The organism is Streptomyces sp. NBC_01717, assembly GCF_036248255.1.
In the GTDB taxonomy this organism is placed as follows: Bacteria; Actinomycetota; Actinomycetes; order Streptomycetales; family Streptomycetaceae; genus Streptomyces.
Map to the genome: position 1 here is coordinate 113641 of NZ_CP109179.1, position 17049 is coordinate 130689.

Annotated in this window: 12 protein-coding genes; 9 read left to right on the top strand and 3 right to left on the bottom strand. The window is 66.1% G+C overall.

Features of this window, described 5'->3' with window-relative positions:
* Positions 1–218 precede the first annotated feature (218 nt).
* From OHB49_RS42815 to OHB49_RS42825, 3 genes are all read left to right on the top strand, one after another.
* A complete protein-coding gene (locus tag OHB49_RS42815; RefSeq protein ID WP_329166973.1) occupies positions 219–827 on the top strand; it encodes a DUF4232 domain-containing protein in 609 nt (202 codons plus the stop codon).
* A 494-nt stretch (positions 828–1321) separates the two neighbouring features.
* Positions 1322–2101, top strand: coding sequence for a sigma-70 family RNA polymerase sigma factor (locus OHB49_RS42820; protein ID WP_329166974.1), 780 nt, complete (start codon positions 1322–1324; stop codon positions 2099–2101).
* 982 nt (positions 2102–3083) lie between these two features.
* A complete protein-coding gene (locus OHB49_RS42825; protein WP_329166975.1) occupies positions 3084–5960 on the top strand; it encodes a helix-turn-helix transcriptional regulator in 2877 nt (958 codons plus the stop codon).
* A gap of 595 nt (positions 5961–6555) precedes the next feature.
* On the opposite strand, the gene OHB49_RS42830 is transcribed toward OHB49_RS42825, so the two are convergent.
* The gene (locus OHB49_RS42830; RefSeq protein WP_329166976.1) at positions 6556–7968 is read right to left on the bottom strand and encodes a GH1 family beta-glucosidase; all 1413 of its coding nucleotides are present in this window, start codon (positions 7966–7968) and stop codon (positions 6556–6558) included.
* 1249 nt (positions 7969–9217) lie between these two features.
* Here OHB49_RS42830 and OHB49_RS42835 point away from each other — a divergent pair.
* The 6 genes from OHB49_RS42835 to OHB49_RS42860 all read left to right on the top strand — a co-directional run bounded on the left by OHB49_RS42835 (position 9218) and on the right by OHB49_RS42860 (position 14527).
* Positions 9218–10549 carry an ABC transporter substrate-binding protein gene (locus OHB49_RS42835; protein ID WP_329166977.1) on the top strand — a complete coding sequence of 444 codons (1332 nt, stop codon included), beginning with the start codon at positions 9218–9220 and terminating at the stop codon, positions 10547–10549.
* A 29-nt stretch (positions 10550–10578) separates the two neighbouring features.
* Positions 10579–11571 carry a carbohydrate ABC transporter permease gene (locus tag OHB49_RS42840; protein WP_329166979.1) on the top strand — a complete coding sequence of 331 codons (993 nt, stop codon included), beginning with the start codon at positions 10579–10581 and terminating at the stop codon, positions 11569–11571.
* Positions 11568–12458 (top strand): carbohydrate ABC transporter permease, encoded by an 891-nt coding sequence (locus OHB49_RS42845; protein ID WP_329166981.1) that lies wholly within the window; start codon positions 11568–11570, stop codon positions 12456–12458. The genes OHB49_RS42840 and OHB49_RS42845 overlap by 4 nt, the downstream gene beginning before the upstream one ends.
* Before the next feature lie 108 nt (positions 12459–12566).
* Positions 12567–12839 carry a transposase gene (locus OHB49_RS42850; protein ID WP_329166983.1) on the top strand — a complete coding sequence of 91 codons (273 nt, stop codon included), beginning with the start codon at positions 12567–12569 and terminating at the stop codon, positions 12837–12839.
* A 5-nt stretch (positions 12840–12844) separates the two neighbouring features.
* Entirely contained in the window at positions 12845–13522 is a 678-nt protein-coding gene (locus tag OHB49_RS42855) for a hypothetical protein (protein ID WP_329166985.1), read from the top strand.
* Positions 13523–13636: 114 nt separating this feature from the next.
* Entirely contained in the window at positions 13637–14527 is an 891-nt protein-coding gene (locus tag OHB49_RS42860) for an ROK family protein (protein WP_329166987.1), read from the top strand.
* Here OHB49_RS42860 and OHB49_RS42865 read toward each other — a convergent pair.
* On the bottom strand, positions 14443–15522 hold the full coding sequence (locus OHB49_RS42865; RefSeq protein WP_329166989.1) for a terpene synthase family protein: 1080 nt from the start codon (positions 15520–15522) through the stop codon (positions 14443–14445). The two genes, OHB49_RS42860 and OHB49_RS42865, sit on opposite strands and share 85 nt — an antisense overlap.
* A 152-nt stretch (positions 15523–15674) precedes the next feature.
* The gene (locus tag OHB49_RS42870) at positions 15675–17024 is read right to left on the bottom strand and encodes a cytochrome P450 (protein WP_329166991.1); all 1350 of its coding nucleotides are present in this window, start codon (positions 17022–17024) and stop codon (positions 15675–15677) included.
* Between the last annotated feature and the right edge of the window lie 25 nt (positions 17025–17049).

The window sequence follows — 17049 nt, forward strand, 5'->3', positions numbered from 1 at the left end:
CAGGGGCCGATATCCACGCAACTCTGCGTGCGGCTCTGCGTGTTCTCTCTCCTTTAACGCGACTTTTATGGAGCACGCCGGACAGGCACCGGGCCTGTCCATCCAGATCAGAGACGATCATGGCAATCATCAGGAACATCGCGCTCGTACGCGGTGGCTCCGCGGACGGATCAGGCTGGCAGGGGGTCTTTGACCACCTGACCGCCGACGGATACCAGGTGGCCGTCGTACGGACCTCGGATACCGGCAAGGACACCGATCGCGGCGACAAGGCCTACAGCAGCACCAAGGTGTCCTCCGGCGACGAGACCACGACCGGCTCTTCCGGCGCGAACGTCGACAGCGTCGCTGACAAGCCGGGCTACGGCCAGGGCTGCGCCGCCAACGACATCATCTGGAGCACGACAACCAAGGCCCAGGCCGGCTACATCCTGCTCACGCCGAAGGCCAAGCCCGGCATCACCTGTGTCCTGCCCGGCGAGCTACCAACCGTGACCTTCGGCTCGGACGGGACCGAGGCGGGCCCCGCGGAGCAGGCGCTAAGCCCGGAGATCACGCTGTGCGAAGGGCTTACCGCCTACGCCGGCGTCATCCCGAAGACCGCCAAGAGCAGCTTTGGCAAGTTACTGAAGAGCATCATCGTCGCTGGCGGCGACGACCCGAACCCGGAGTCCCTGCCCGTGGACGAGTTATCCGCCGACAAGCCGATCGGCACCAATTGCGCACACCTCCGCCGCCGCCGTTCCCTCTTCTTCCTGAGGAGACTCGGCGTCCATGGGTGGGTGAGCGATCGTCAGGGACGAAAGACGAGTGCGGTTTTGTGCTGATCTCGTCCGTGATCAGGGAGCTCATACGGTGGCTTCCCTCTTCTCGTTCGCTGTAGAGCCCGGCGCCCGGGTAGTGCTCGCACTGGAACGGATCATGCGGCCGATCTGGATGAACGCGCGACCGAGCGGGCCGGGGCGTCCCTGGCTGGCGGGCACAAACTGGCAGGCACGGACAGTGCCCCCGCCCAGGGAACCCGCGAGCAACCGGATACGGCCGGTGGTCAGTGAGCCAGGCCCAACGGCCATACCGAAAGCGGACTCCGATATTGGCCCGCGATGAGGAAGTTCGCCGGTCAACTTCTTCAGCAGCTGGCCCCTCGATGAGCTGACGGACATCCCTCAGATCACGTTCAGCATCACCTCGGCGCAATGCAGCGACATCACCGGTGTGTCAGGAGCCGTTCAGCAGAACGAGATCCGGTCGCAGCGCCTCCCTGCCCGTACAGCCGCAGCGGAATTCCGGCGCCCCTACCGCTCAGGAAAGCGAGAAGCCCATGTCAGCACCCACCCTGTCAGCACCCGCCGCGCCGCTTCTGCCGACCGCGTGCACCATCGACCCTCCTCGGCACGCTCCCTCCCCATCGGCTCCCAGACGCCTGGGCCTGCTATCGCCCAAGCGCGACTGTGATGATCCGGTCTCGCCGCCGTACCGAACGGCTGCGGCCGCGACGCGCAGTACGCACCCCTCCGCAACGGATCCAACCACGTCGGACGAGGCCCAAGGGGAGGCTCTGCCACTCACCCCGCAGCGGCGGACAGCCCTCATCGAGCAGCTGTACACGGAAAACGCCCTCTACCTCACATCCCTGCTGCTCTCACGCGTCAACGGCGACCGCCAGATCGCGGAGGACATCGTGCAGGAGACAATGCTGCGGGCCTGGTCCAACGCCGAGAAACTCTCCGCCGAACCCGAAGGCGCACGCCCATGGCTGATCACCGTCGCCAAGAACCTCCTCATCGACCTCCACCGCCGCAGCCAGTGCCGCCCCCAAGAAATCCCCTACAACCCCTCCCGGCCCAGCCACATGCTCACCAGCATAGACATCTCCGGACGCATCGTGAGCGAGCTGACCGTCCAGCAGATCCTGCACAAGCTCACACCACAACAGAGCGACATCATCCGACGCGTCTACCTGATGGACCACTCCCTGGAGGAAGTCGCCACCGCACTCGACATACCCCAAGGCACCGTCAAATCACGCCTCTTCTACGCCCTACGGTCCCTGGGAAACATCCTCGCCCGCGCAGAAGCCCACGCCGACCTCAACCGATGACCAGGAACCTCACGATCCAACGTGAACCCGCTCCCTCTGCTCGTCGGCTCGGTCAAACGCCACGGGGTCGAGCCGGTCGATGCGGTTCCCGAGCTGGAGGCGCCGCTGCTGGAGTTCGGTGCGCGGACCAGCATGATTCCTCGGGACACGGTGCACCACTACATAGGCTGGAACCCGACCGGTTCTCGAGAGCGGATGTACACACGGGTGACCGGATGGAGCGAATGCTCAAGTTCCGTAGCAATGACCCCGCAGGCCACGCACCGCACAGAACTCGTCGGCCCGGCCAGCCCAGCCAGAAACATAGTGTCGCGACATTCCCACCCTCAGCGCTTCCTACATCTTCACCGCAAGCGCATCGAAAAACCACGACCCAAAACCGCAAACCGCACGTGTCCGTTTACAGAGAGTCTTTTCGTACGTACTGAGGGGTGCCATGGTGATCGACGAGCAACACGGAAGCGCTACGCCAATCCGGTTCTGGCGCCGACGGCTCGAGTCAATGTGGCACCACCGGGCAGCGGTCCTGCTGGTGTGTCTGCTGCCCTTACCCGCCGCGGCCGCCATCCTCGGGTGGCCACCGTTCGACCGGTAAAGACGTTGACCGCGAGAAGTTCGTCCGGTTCCCGGTTCAGAATGGCCAGGGCGCCGATGGCGGCTCCCAGCTCGCCCATGGCAGCTGTGGCGCGGACGCCGTCGCCGGTGCTGGCAACCTCACATACTCGGACGCGCCTGGGTGCTCATGCATCGCCGCATGACGGCAGGACTTCGCCAACGCAGTGGTGCCGAAGCGGCACATCGTCACCGTCGACGTGGGATCGGCGATTCTTGTGCAGAGCGTGGCAGGCTGCGACTGCGGCAGTACGCTTTGTGCCGAGCGGGAAATTGGCTGGTGAGGCGGGGTGGAGGCCACATGACGGCGAGTGCAGGACATACCACTCCTAAACCCCGGATATCTCCTCCGAGGCGAGGAGAATCGACGATGGCGTTGGGTCTCCCGGATCGTCTTGTGGGACGCGAGGCCGAGCTGACGGTATTGCGAGATGCCATCGCACAGCTGCAGGCGGGCACCGGCGGGGTGGTTCTGGTCGAAGGTGAGCCCGGTATCGGCAAGTCGTCGCTGGTCGCCGCAGCGACCGCGGCCGGCCAGGACGCGGGCTGCACAGTGCTGTTCGGCGTCGCCGATCAGGCCACTCACCCTTTGCCGCTGCGCTTGCTGTACGACTGCCTCGGGATCACGCAGCACGCGACCGACCCACGCAACGCGGAGTTCCTGCGCGTCGCGCGCGCCGAGTGGCCTGACGCCCTCCTGAGCAACGCCGTACACGCCGCAGTGCCCGACATGCTCGTCACCCTCATCGAGGAGGACTGCACCAGCGCGCCGACCATGATGGTGCTCGACGATGTGCAGTGGGCCGACGACATGTCACTGGATGTGTGCCGGCGCCTGGCATCAACCGCCGCGCACCTACCGCTGTTGTTGGTCCTGTCCTGCCGACCGGTTCCCCGTGGATGGGGGATGCGACAACTGCGCGCCGCTCTACGCGGCCACACCACGGCAACGATCTCGCTGGGGCCACTTGGTCCGGACGCTATCTATGATCTGCTGGCCGATGTCGTCGGCGCTCCCCCGGGCCCTGCGTTGGTCGATCTTGCCGCTCAGACCAGCGGCAATCCCCTGTACGCGCGGGAGCTGGTCGAGTCCCTGGTACGTGAAGGGGGGGTGACGGTCGGCGAGCACGCCGAGCTGCGGGAGACCTCGTTGAGCACAGTCCGGCGGTCGTTGGCTGCGGCGCTGGACAGCCGGTTGAGCTTCGTCGGCGCCGAGGCGCTGGACATGCTGCGGGTGGCCGCGCTGCTCGGCCGGGAGTTCGCGGTGACGGAGGTGGCAGCCCTCCTGGGCCGGTCCACCATCGGCATCGCTAATTATCTGCAAGAGGCTGCCGCAGCCGGGATCCTCGTCGACGCCGGTCAGCAGATGGCATTCCGGCATCCACTGATCCGCCAGGCACTTTACGACGGCATGCCGACGGCATTGCGCGTCGCGCTGCACCAGGACGCGGCCCGGGCGCTCCACGACATCGGCAGTGTCGAGCCTCAACGTGTGGCGCAGCAACTGCTGGAGTCGGGCCGCGTCGGCAACCGCTGGGCGCGGCGCTGGCTCGCCGACAGCGCACCGGTGCTGGCGGTCAGGGCGCCCCACATCGCTACTGAGCTGCTGCATCGGGAACTGGAGCATGGGGTCGCAGACGACAGTGACCGTGCCGTGTTCAGCGTGGCCCTTGCCCAGATTCTGATCGGCACTGGTGATCACGAGAAAGCCGCGATCCGCGCCCGGCAGGCCCTGGCGGTGTCGAAGGATCCGGCCGACCGGGGACGGATGTACTGGGTGTTGGCCCGGGCACTGTTCAGTGGCGGTGACAACCACGCAGCCGTCGCAGCCCTGGGGCAGGCGTTGAAGCAAACCGACGTGCCAGACGCCTGGCGAGCTCGGTTGCTCGGCTCACTGGCGATGTTCCAACGAGCGGGCACGGGCGCGCTCGACGCCGCCGGCTCCACCGCGCGCCGCGCCCTGGAGATCGGCGAGAAAGCTGGGGACACTGTCGCCGTCGCATACGCGCTCACCAATCTGTGGGCCAACCATTCTGTGCAGCGGCGGCACCTGTCGGCGCTGGAATGCGTGGACCAGGCGCTACAGACGCTGAGCAACAACGACAACCACGCGGACCTGCGGGCTTATGCGTTGCACGCCAGGATCTTCACCCTGCAGAACTTGAGCCGTTGGTCAGACGCCGAGAAAGCCCTGCGGGAGGCGCGGCAGTTCCTGTTCAACTCCGACCGTGGCGAGGACACCATGTCAAGCGTCACCGCCGCGGTCCTCATGTACTGGCTGGGCCAATGGGACGACGCGCTGGCGGAGCTTGACTCCGTCGACCACAGCATCTCCGCGATGACCTACCGGGGCTTGCGCGAGAGCGGCCCCGTGTGGCTGTGGCACGGAGTAGCCGCCCTCGTCGCTGTCCGCCGGGACGATCGCGCCACGGCCGATGCACACCTGAGGGCCGGGCTGCGTCAGCCACCGGTCACGATCGCCGATCGCGAGAACACTGACTTCATGCTGTTCGCGCAAGCGCTCGCCGCCGAGCAGGACGGTGACCAGCACCGTGCTCTATCGCACCTGGGTGGTCTCCTCGCCCGGCAGCCCAGCGAGATGACGCTGATCCATCAATGGCTGCCGGGGGTGCTCCGCCTGGCATTGGCCGTGGATGACCGCTCTGCCGCCGTGGCCGCGCTGGAAGCCTGCCGAGCCGAGGCCGCCGCGGAACAGGTGCCCGCCCGGGCCGCGGCGGCTGCCGACTGGTGCACAGGACTGTATGAGCGCGATACGGCGCCGTTGCGGTCGGCGATAGAGCACTACCGAGCCGTCGGCGTACGGGTGGAGCAGGCGGGTGCGTTGGAGGACCTGGCCGTCGTTCTCGCTGAGCAAGGGAACACGGCCGAGTCCAAGCATGTGATCGGCGAGGCGATCGACCTCTACAGCCGGTTCGGCGCGGCCTGGGACATCCGCCGTGCCGAGGGGCGGCTGCGCCAGTACGGGATCCGTTGCGGCGTGCGCGGCTCCCGGCCCAAGCGGCCCACGCACGGCTGGGACGCCCTGACCCCGGCCGAGAACAAGGTCGCCCTTCTGGTCGCAACCGGCTGTTCCACGTCCGACATCGCACAGAGCATGTACCTCACCCGGCGCACGGTGCAGACGCACATCTCCCATATCCTGGCCAAACTTGGGATGAGCAGCCGCGTGGAAATCGCCCGGGAAGCCTTCAACCGCAACCCCACAGTTATTTCCACCGATCAGTAATACCGGACCGCTGCCTGGAGACACCCAGCAGGCGCCGGCATCAGTGAGAGGCTGGCTCTCTGGGGTCTATTGCGCTGTACGCGTGATTCGCTTCTTGGTCCGACAGTGTCTCGCTCGGTCAGGACCGGGTTGATCTCCTGGGTGAGGCGGGCTCCTGGTGCGACGTTCGGCAAGCGCCGCCCTGGCCGCGGCCTCCGCGTCCAGGAGGTCGGACTTGCCCTGCCAGTGGCGGGTCTTGAGGTCCGGGCGGCCGATCCCGGCCAAGGTCGCGTCTTGTTCGTGCGGATAGCGGGCCAGGCCGAGGCCGTAGCGCCGGTGACCTCGACCTGGTGCTGTGCCCTCGTGGGTTGCGCCGTCCTCTCAGGCGTCCCAGCCCTGCCGGGCCGGATAGCGGCACCTGTGCAGGCAGCGTCATGAGCGGCATGTCCGAGTGGGTCCCGCCGCCCACCTGGGACGGACCGCATACGGGTTATGCGTCGCCGGCCGGCGGCGAAGCGGAGGACCAGTGCGCCCAAAACCGTTCGGGGCGCGCCGGGGGCCAGGTCTCACTCTGCTCACTGCTCAGGATCGGTTCGGTGCTGACCGTTAGTCGGGTCTATATGCAGTCGTCGACCGGGGGCAGGGATCCGTTCCGCGCCGCTCGCCCGTACCAAATGGCACTCGACTTGGGGGTGCGGGCCAAGGTTGCGTAGTCGACGTAAACGGAGCCGAACCGCTTCTCGTAGCCGTACGACCACTCGAAGTTGTCCAGCAGGGACCACAGGTAGTAACCACGCACGTCCGCCCCGTCCCGGATAGCGCGGCGAACGGCAGCCAGGTGCCCATTTAGATAGGCGATCCGCTCCGCGTCGTGTACCCGGCCGTCCGGCTCGGGCTTGTCGTCGTACGCGGCGCCATTCTCGGTGACGTATAGGGGCAGTCCCGGCACCTCTCCGCTGTAGCGCAGCAGCAGGTCGTACAGACCGGAGGGGTCGACGGTCCAGCCCATCGCGGTGCGCTCGCCCGGCGGCTGGTGGAAAGAGATGTCGTCCACGCCCGGCCAAGGGGAGTGCGCGCTCGTGCCGAGCCCCTCCATGCAGGACGCAGAGGCGGGGTCGGCGGCCGCGGACACCAGTGCGGGCGTGTAGTAGTTCAGGCCCAGCCAGTCCAGCCGCTGGTGGCTGACCGCTAGGTCTTGGTCGCGTACGAACGACCAGTCCGTAACCTGGGCAGTGTCCGCGAACAAGTGCTCGGGGTAGGCGCCGTGCAGCATCGGACCGTGGAAGATCCCGTTCGCCAGGTCGTCGATGCGCCGCCGGGCCACCTGGTCCTCTGGCGAGTCCGTGACCGACCGAACGCTCACCGAGTTCAGGCTCACCGCGATGCTGTTACTGGACGGCAAGACGCCGCGTAGGGCTGATGTGGCCAGGCCATGGGCGAGGTTGAAATGGTGGGCGGCGCGCAGGGCCGCCACCGGGTCGGTGCGGCCCGGCGCGTGTACGCCCGAGCCGTAGCCGAGGAATGCCCCGCACCACGGCTCGTTGATCGTGATCCACTGCTCGACCCGGTCGCCCAGGGCCTCACCGACCAGCGCAGCGTACTCGGCGAACCGGTACGCCGTGTCGCGCTCCGGCCAGCCGCCCGCGTCCTCCAGATCCTGCGGCAGGTCCCAGTGGTAGAGGGTGAGGGCAGGCTTGATGCCATAACCGAGCAGTTCGTCGACGAGCCGACGGTAGAAGTCCAGACCGCGCGGGGCTGCTTGGCCGCTCCCGGTCGGCTGCACCCTCGGCCAAGACACTGAGAAGCGGTACGAGTTCAGTCCGAGCTCGGCCATGAGCGCAACGTCGTCGCGGTAGCGATGGTAATGGTCGATGGCGACGTCGCCGTTCTCGTCGCCGGCGATCTTCCCTGGCGTGTGACTGAAGGTATCCCAGATGGAGGGGCCGCGGCCGTCCTCGCGTGCCGCTCCTTCGATCTGGTATGCGGACGTGGCGACGCCCCACCGGAAACCGGGCGGGAAGGTGGACATGGAGAGGAATCCCAACGTAGGAAGCTGGTTTGAGCCTGAAATGTCATTGTCATCGGGTGTGGCCCACACGTGTGAGCATCCACCGCTTCTTTCAGGAGCCCGGCCAAGTGGGCCGAACCTGTCTCGAGGTTTCTGGCCACTGCCGGTGTGGCATTAAGCCACCCGTGCGTCGAGCACTCCCTGTAGTGCCGCACCGACGGTCACACCAGCCCCGGGAGACGTCACCGTGACCGCGCGCACCCACTGCCTCGACGAGAGAGCCGTGGCGCGGCCGGCTAGCCACTCCACATCGTGGGTCACCAATGCCCCTGGCATGCCGGGCTCGGCTCGGCTCACCTCGAGCGAGGGATTGTCTCGGCATGCGAACAGCCATGGCAGGGCGAGGCATCACGCACAGCACGGTCCTTGATCGACGCATGTGCACGGCATCTACCGTTCTGCGCGAGGAGCCATCTCGCACATCACGCGCGCGGGGGCAGGCCAACGGCACCTCGGCCGTGTCACTGCGCAGGCGTGCCGCAAGGTGTCGTCCGCAGATGCAGGTGCGCTGCGCGTTCGGGTTGGCGCTCGTGCATCCTGGCTTCTCCAGTGTGTCCACGTAAGCGAACGCCCCCAAGGGGGCACTCCTCGGATCGATCAACACGACGAACCGCCTGTACCAGGGCACGGGCATCCTCATCCTCGTCCAGTACAGCGGGCTGGGACCTCGTCTCGGTGTCGTCCTCGTACGTGAGCCCTCATCATGCTCTTTCTGCGTTTTGGTCGGGAGGTTCGCATAGGTGCCGGTGCCAGCCCGGGCTCCTGGTGGCGCGACAGGTCGGCTATCTGTGCCACCGCTGCCTCCGTGAGCTCGACCGCACACTTCAGTCTGTCCGCCATTTCCTGCACTATGCAAAGCCCCCGAACATCCAAGACCCCGGATCGGGCACCCGTGACTACGAGTTCCGCCCGACAAGGTTCACGCAGCCCCGGGAATGACTTGATTCGGTCGGTGCACGCCGCGAAAGGTCAGTTGCAGTGCCCCGCCTGGCAGAACCCATGCCCCCAGCAACGTGAGCAGGAATCGTCAAGCGGCCCGTGGCCCCTCCCCGTCCTGAAGGACTCTGCTGGGAAATCCGCAAACCGGTGATGAGGGGCTGTCCGAGCTGCCACGATCGTGTCGTTCGTCGATCGAGTGGCTGGATGTCGCTGGAGTCGCGGGCCGATCACGGGGAGCCGGAGCTGACCGTTAGTTGCACAGGAGGACGAAATGCGAATGAAGTCCCACACCTCTCACCGGGCGGTTGCTCTCACGGCCGTCGTCGCTCTGGGCGCCGTCCTGCTGGCGGGCTGCGCCGACGACAGTGACACACCGGGGTCCAGGAGTTCGGGCGGCACGAACGGCAAGGGGAAGATCACAGTCACCATCGGGGTCTTCGGTGTCTTCGGCTACAAGCAGGCCGGGCTGTACGACGAGTACGAGAGACTCAACCCCGGCGTCACCATCAAGGAGACCTCGATCGAGCGGCTCGACCAGTACTACCCGCAGTTGCTTACCCATCTCGGAACTGGCAGCGGCATGCAGGACATCCAGGCCCTCGAGGTCGGCAACATCTCCGAGATCGTGAACCGGCACTCCGACCAATTCGTCGACCTCGGCAAGGCTCAGGGCGTCGACAAGAACAGCTTTGTTCCGTGGAAGTGGGCGCAGGCCACGACAGCGAGCGGAAGAACGGTCGGCCTCGGCACCGACATCGGGCCGATAGCGATCTGTTACCGCAAGGACTTGTTCAAAAAGGCCGGGCTGCCCACCGACCCGGAGAAGGTCGGGAAGTTGTGGACGGGCGACTGGCAGAAATACGTCAACGCCGGTAAGGCCTACATGGCCAACGCCCCTCAGGGCACAACCTTCGTGGACGCCGCAGGAGGGGTCTACAACGCCGTCATCTCGGGCAGCGTAGAACGCTACTACGACAAGGATGGCAAGCTCATCTACAAGGACAGCCCGGCCGTCAAAGAGGCCTGGAACCTGGCCATGGACGTCATCGAAGGGAAGATGACAGCTAAGCTCAAGCAGTTCGACCAGACTTGGGATCAGGCATACGCCAACGGCCGCTTCGCCACCGTCTCCTGCCCACCCTGGATGCTTGGCTACATTAAGGAGAAGGCCGGGACGAAGGCCGAGGACCAGTGGGGCATCGCCTCGGCCCCCAAGCCCGCCAACTGGGGCGGCTCCTTCCTCAGCGTCCCCGAGGCAGTCAAGAACAAGGACGAGGCAATCAAGCTCGCCACCTGGCTGACCGCACCCGAGCAGCAGGCCAAGCTTTTCCAGAAGCAAGGCAGCTTCCCAAGCTCGCAGGCGGCCTACGAGCTACCCGAAGTCGCCAGTGCTAAGCATGATTTCTTCGACGATGCCCCCATCGGCGAGATCTTCACCGACGCCGCCAAAGACATCCCGACGCTGGTGATCGGCGAGAAGGACCAGATCATCCAGAACACCATCACCGACGTCGGCATCCTCCAGGTCGAGCAGCAGGGCAAGACGCCCGACCAGGGCTGGGCCGCGGCAGTGAAAGACATCGACAACGCCCTGGACCAGTGACGGCGACACCGATGGCTGTCGAGTCCGGAATGGCTGTGCCCCCCGCCAAGCAGGGGGGCGCAGCCCACCGCGAGCGGCTCAAAGCAGAGCGCAAAGCCGAACGGCGCAACCGCCGCTACCGGCGAGGTCTGCGCTGGAGCCCGTACGCCTTCATCGCGCCCTTCTTCCTCTGCTTCACCGCCTTTGGCCTCTTCCCGCTGCTCTATACGGGATGGACGTCGCTGCACCACGTCTCGCTGAACGACCCAACAGCGATGGAGTGGGACGGGCTGCACAACTACACGCGCCTGCTGGAGGACGAGTTCTTCTGGAACGCGCTGCGTAACACCTTCACCATCGGGGTGATCTCGACAGTCCCGCAGCTACTGATGGCGCTCGGGGTCGCACAACTGCTCAACTACCGCCTACGCGGTTCAACGTTCTTCCGGGTCGTGATGCTCACCCCATACGCCACCTCGGTGGCGGCCGCGACACTCGTCTTCGTGCTGCTCTTCGGACGCGACTATGGGATGGTCAACTGGGCTCTCGGCCAGGTCGGGATCGACTCCATCGACTGGCAAAACGGCAAATGGAGTTCGCAGATCGCAGTTTCGTCAATCGTGATCTGGCGGTGGACCGGATACAACGCGTTGATCTATCTGGCCGCTATGCAGGCCGTGCCGAACGACCTGTACGAGTCGGCGGCCCTGGACGGGGCCTCCCGCTGGCAGCAGTTCATCCACGTGACGATCCCCTCCCTGCGGCCGACGATCCAATTCACCGTGGTCGTGTCCACAATCGGCGCGACCCAGTTGTTCGGCGAGCCGCTGTTGTTCGGCGGAGCTGGCGGCCAGAAGGGCGGCGCCTCGCACCAGTTCCAGACCCTCGGCCTCTACATGTACGAGCAGGGCTGGATCAACTTCCACCTCGGCCGAGCAGCGGCCATCGCCTGGACGATGTTTCTGATCCTACTGGTGATCTTTCCACTTTATCTCGCCGTGATATGGGCGCTGCGCAAGAACCCTGGGGAGAAAGCGACATGACAGGGAAGGCCACCGCTGCGCAGCAGCGCGTGACACCGCGGCGCGTGGGCAACGCACAGCGCCTGGACGGGCAGCTGAGCGGTGGCAGGATCACCTACGCCGTATTGATCCTCTTCACCACTGGTTCCCTCTTCCCCCTGGTGTGGACGGCCATCGCCGCCTCCCGTACCAACACCCGGCTGGCAGAGACACCCCCGCCTTTCTGGTTCGGCGGAAGGATCTTCGCCAACTTGGAGACGGCCTGGTCCGACGGCAACATGGGCCTGGCCCTGCTCAACACGACCACGGTAGCGGCCACGATCTCGGTCGGCACCGTGCTGTTCTCCACCATCGCCGGCTTCGCCTTCGCCAAGCTGCGCTTCCGCCTTAAGAACGTCCTGTTGATGCTGACTATTGCCACCATGATGGTGCCGCCGCAGCTCGCCGTGGTGCCGCTGTTCATGCTGGTCGCTCAACTGGAGTGGACGAACCAGTTGCAGGCGGTGATCCTGCCGACCTTGGTCAGTGCATTCGGCGTGTTCTTCATGCGGCAGTACCTCACCGAGGCGCTGCCGACCGAGCTGATCGAGGCGGCTCGGGTGGACGGTGTGAGCAGCCTTCGCATGCTGTGGCATGTGGTCTTCCCGGCCGCGCGGCCAGCGATGGCGGTGCTGGCCATGCTCACCTTCGTCCAGGCGTGGAACGACTTCTTCTGGCCGATCATCGCGCTGACCCAGGACAACCCGACCGTACAGGTCGCTCTGACCGGCCTGGGTCGCGGCTATATCCCGGACCAGTCGGTCATCATGGCCGGCGCACTACTCGGCACCCTTCCCCTGCTGCTCGCCTTCACGTTGTTCGGCAAGCAGATCGTCGGTGGGATCATGCGGGGTGCAGTCAAGGGCTGAGCCGTGAGCGGCGCTAGCTATGGGCCGCCAGCCAGCGCGCCTCCGTCGGCCGTTGGAGCAGCAGATCACGGCCCTGATGCCCGAACGCTCCTTGCTGGGCGTTCTCGCGTGCTGCAATACGCAGAGGGGCTGACCGACAGGCAGGCCGCTGACCAGGTGCGGGCCCGCATGGACTGGAAGTTCCTCCTTGGTCTGGTGCTGGACGGTTCGGGGTTCTGCTTCTCTGTGCCGAGCGACTTCCACGCCCGGCTGATCGAGCACGGCCTGGAGGAAAGGGTCCTGGACCTCATCCTGGAGCGGATCTCTGGCCTCGGCCTGCTGCGTTCCGGGGGCGTCAGCGCACCGACTCCACCCATGTTCTTGCGGCCGTTCGGACGTTGAACCGGATGGAGTTCGTCGGCGAGAACCTGCGTGCAGCGCTGGAAGCCTTGGTCGCCGCCCCGGCATGGCTGTCGCTGCTGCTCGCCGCCGACTGGGCCAAACGCTACGACGACTCCTACCGCTTTCCCAAGGGCGACAACGTCCGCGCCGAGTGGGCCGGGCAGGTCGGTAGGGACGGCCTCACCATCCTGGAGGCCGTCTACGCACCCCGGGTTCCATCGTGGTTACGGGAAGTCCCCGCTGTCCAGGTCCTGCGCCGGGCCGGGGTGGAGCAGTACCACCGCGCCGGCAAGGAGGTGTGCTGGCGTGAGGGCAAAGACCTCCCGCCGGGCAGACGCCGGCTCGCCTCGCCCTACGACCCCGACGCCCGCTACGCGACCAAGCGCGGCTCGGGCTGGTGCGGCTACAAGACTCACCTCAGCGAGACCTGCGAACCCCACGCCCCGCACCTGATCACCCATGTCGTCACCACGGACGCCACCGTCGCCGACACCGAGGTCGCCGCAGCCGTCCACCAGGGCCTGGCCACACGTGAACTGCTACCCGATGAGCACGACGTCGACGCTGTCTACGTCACCGCCGCCCACATCGTGGCCGCGCGCGACGCACATGGGATCGAGTTGCTGGGGCGGGTCGGGCTGGATACGTGCCACGAGAACTACGAGGGTGAGCACTTCACATAGAGCGCAGACCAGCAGGCAGCACTGGAAGACCGACGGCGCGAACTGATGGACGTCGACGGCGACGGGGCCCCGCTACTGGGCGGGCGCCGGGCGCGTACCGGAGGGATGGCAGCCGTGAGCACGCTGCTGACCGGCTCCGAGGCCGAAGGCGCGCGCGTGGTGGTGGCCCTCGACATCGAGGGCACCACGCTCGTCTCCGGTCTGGTGACCGCCGACGGCACCGTGCTGCACTCCGCCGCACGCCCTGCCGTGCGGGACGGAAGGCGGGATCCGGATCTCGTCGGCACCGTCACCGTGGCGCGGGAGATGACCGAGGCGGCCGCAGCCATCCGCGCGGAAGTCGTCGGCATCGGTGCCGGTTTTCCCGAATACCTCGATGCGACAGGGAAGTTGACCAGTTGCGAGGTCCTCGACCGGTCCGTCCAGCCCGCAGACCTGCTCGACCCGCTGGTACCCGCACGGCCGGTAGCCGTGGAGTCGGACATGCGCTGTGGGGCACTGACCGAGGCCCGGTTCGGCCGCGGCCGCGGGCTCGGCTCGTTCCTGTACGTCTCCCTGGGCACCGGACTGTCCGCCGCATTCGCACAAGGCGGACGGGTGTGGGAAGGGCATCGCGGCGAGGCGGTGGCATTGGGACACTGGGAAGTGCCCGCGTCCGTCGACCCGGAATTCTCCGCTGCCCCAGGCGCACCCGCATCAGCCGGGACCCGCTACACGGGCCTGCCCAAAACCCACCTCGGACACATCTTCGCCGCCACCGCCATCAACATCATCAGACTCGACGCCTGGCCCAGCGAAACACCCCTCGGCCAAACCCGCACCTCATACCTCGCCCGACTCCAACTCGCTGCCTGGCCACAAGATCACACCGGCCGGTTTACGCATTTCCCAACGGATTCCTTTAGGGCAGGGAGCAGAAGTCAAAGCCGGTCCTTCCACCACCAGGTGATGGAAGGCAGCGGGGGCGGTTCGGGGTCATCGTTGGAGGGGGTATCGGTGGTGTAGCGGGGGAAAGTGGCCCAGGGGACCTCGGCGGGATCGCCGTTGTAGGGGTTGGCGTAGCGCTCTGTGCCCATACTGAAATCGATGTTGCCGCGGATCATCTGATCCAAACCGGTCAGGTAGCGGCGTAGATTCTCACTGGCGTCGGCGCGGACTTGTTCGCCCAGGCGCAAATATCGTGACATCACTTTGTCGCGCAGGTTCAGCGCCAGCCCTACCGCCTGCTGCGAGGAGCAGCCGTGCGCGGATGCGAAAACTTCGATGAGGTTGATGGGGCGCGGATTTTCGGAGCGTTCTCTGAAGTGGGAGAAGAAGTCGTTGTCCCAGCTGCTCAGGGTGGCCGCCATCTCCGTTAGTGCCCGCACGGATGAGGCGTGTATCTCCTGCTGGGTGAGTTCGTATCCTTCGAGCATGGGGTAAAGGGCCGCGTAGGTGAGCATGCCTCCAGAATTCAGCCGCATCAACGCATAGTCGTCGATGGTAGGCATCTCCGTCTTGCGGTGGCAGGCCGCCTCCCATGTCACACCGAGCACGAACGCGCGCGTCGCCTCGACCAAGCAGGTCAGCTGTGCAGAGGTGGCTCCCAGCCGGGCCAGCCGGGCCATGATGTCCCGCAGGACGTTGGCCCAGCCGTAGCCAGGCAACAGATCTGAGTCGGGGCACTGGGCGACCCGGATCAGGTGCGAGCCCAGGACGGCTAGCGCGCCGGGGTCAGACGGGCCGGACTGGTCACCGTCGAATGAGTCGTCGATCATGGTGAAGCACACCCAGTCCGCATACACCTGTAGGCGGTCTTGATCCGCCCAGGGGAGCATCCAGCATGCGACTCGAGGTACTGTCGCCCATTGCGGGCTGGTGAGGGTTGCCGCATCCGCGACTTCGAATCCGGAGATCCATTCCAAAGACCGCTGCTGGATGCAGTCGGTTTGCGAGTGCGGCTGTCTCAACGGGATCGGGCAGTACAGTGCAGGAATGTGCAATGGCTGAACGTATTTCATCGAATGTCCTTGATTGCAGTCGCGGCGGACGCGGATCTGGTCGGCGATGGCCCTTTCAACGGCCCTGCGCTCGTGCAGCTACGGCAAGGGGACAAGTGTTTTAGCGTGATGCTGGGCGTTCGCATCAGACCGGGTTCGGGACGGGCCGTACGTCACTCCGCCCGCGCCTCCACGGTCATCGGCAGGGTCTTCGGGCGGAGGTTGATGGCTGCGACCTCTCGCAGCTTGTAGCCGGGGACCGTGGTCAGCCGCCGCTTCCTGACGATGGTGGCTAGCACTATCAGCATCATGGTGCGGGCGAAGTGGTCCCCGACGCATTTGTGCTTGCCGGCGCCGAAGGAGATGAACGTACGTCGATCCGCCGGCGCGGAGAGCCAGCGGTCCGGGTCGAAGCGTTCGGCGTCTGGGTAGTGCTGGGGGTTGTGGTGTACCGCATGCGGGCTGTAGATGAGCTCTGTCCCCGCCGGGATGTGGACGCCGCCCAACTCCACGTCCGCCCTGGTTCGCCGCATGGACATCCAGCCCGGCGTGCGGAGCCGCAGCGTCTCGTCGACGACGCGTGCCGCGTACTCCAGCTTCGGAAGGTCGTCGAAAGTGACGGGTCGGTCTGCAAGCACGGCCTCGAGCTCCGCGAGCAGCCGCTCCTCGACCTCCGGATGCCGGGTGATCTCGTAGAAGAGCCAGGACAGGGCGGTGCCTGTGGCTTCGGTGCCGGCGGCGAGCAGCGTGACGAGCTCATCGCGGACTTGTACGTGGGTCATGCCCTCGCCGGTCTCCTCGTCCCGGGCCCGGAGGAGCACGGACAACAGGTCGCCGTGGTCGACGCCTTGCTCCTCATACGCCGAGATCACCTCGTCGAGGACCTTGCGTATGCGGGCAATGGCCGCGAAGAACCGGCGGTTGCCGGGCGTCGGCAGACGGTTGATCACATCCGGGACCATGACCCGCCGCATGGCCTCCTTGGTCATGATGGGAACCGTCTCCTGGACCTCAGCCACCGCGCGATCGCCGAGCTCGGAGGTGAACAACGTCTTGGCCGTCACCCGGGCGGTCAGACGGTTCATCTCCTTCTCGAGGGGGAGCACTGTGCCCGGTTGCCAGGCGTCGGAGATCGCTTCGGTCTGACCGCGCATCACATCTCCGTAGGCGCGCATCCGCGTCCGGTGGAAGGCCGGCAAAATCAAGCGCCGCTGCCGGTGGTGGAATTCGCCATCAGAGTTGGCGATGCCATTGCCGACCATGTCGGCGCTCCTTGTGAAAAGGCGCCCTTTTCGGTAGTTGTCGGCTTCCGTCACCAGCATGCGGTGGATCAGGTCGGGCGAGTTCACCACGTAGACCGTCGCCGGGCCCAGGTGGAGAGCGACTATGTCGCCGTAGGCCTGGAGCGATCGCAGGGTCGCCACCGGACTGTGCCTGAGAACGGAGGGGATGTGGCCAAGGAGCGGGACCCGGCCGGGGGCCGTCGGCACGGCGTGGGCACTGGAGGAGGGGCTGTTGGTCATGGTTGAGGCCTCACCATCGGCGTTG

What these genes read in the sequence shown, in the direction of transcription:
- OHB49_RS42825 (WP_329166975.1), top strand. Translation starts at nt 3,084, where the DNA reads ATGGCGTTGGGTCTCCCGGATCGTCTTGTGGGACGCGAGGCCGAGCTG.
- OHB49_RS42835 (WP_329166977.1), top strand. Translation starts at nt 9,218, where the DNA reads ATGCGAATGAAGTCCCACACCTCTCACCGGGCGGTTGCTCTCACGGCC.
- OHB49_RS42840 (WP_329166979.1), top strand. Translation starts at nt 10,579, where the DNA reads ATGGCTGTGCCCCCCGCCAAGCAGGGGGGCGCAGCCCACCGCGAGCGG.
- OHB49_RS42870 (WP_329166991.1), bottom strand. Translation starts at nt 17,024, where the DNA reads ATGACCAACAGCCCCTCCTCCAGTGCCCACGCCGTGCCGACGGCCCCC.
- OHB49_RS42820 (WP_329166974.1), top strand. Translation starts at nt 1,322, where the DNA reads ATGTCAGCACCCACCCTGTCAGCACCCGCCGCGCCGCTTCTGCCGACC.
- OHB49_RS42865 (WP_329166989.1), bottom strand. Translation starts at nt 15,522, where the DNA reads ATGAAATACGTTCAGCCATTGCACATTCCTGCACTGTACTGCCCGATC.
- OHB49_RS42845 (WP_329166981.1), top strand. Translation starts at nt 11,568, where the DNA reads ATGACAGGGAAGGCCACCGCTGCGCAGCAGCGCGTGACACCGCGGCGC.
- OHB49_RS42855 (WP_329166985.1), top strand. Translation starts at nt 12,845, where the DNA reads ATGGAGTTCGTCGGCGAGAACCTGCGTGCAGCGCTGGAAGCCTTGGTC.
- OHB49_RS42830 (WP_329166976.1), bottom strand. Translation starts at nt 7,968, where the DNA reads ATGTCCACCTTCCCGCCCGGTTTCCGGTGGGGCGTCGCCACGTCCGCA.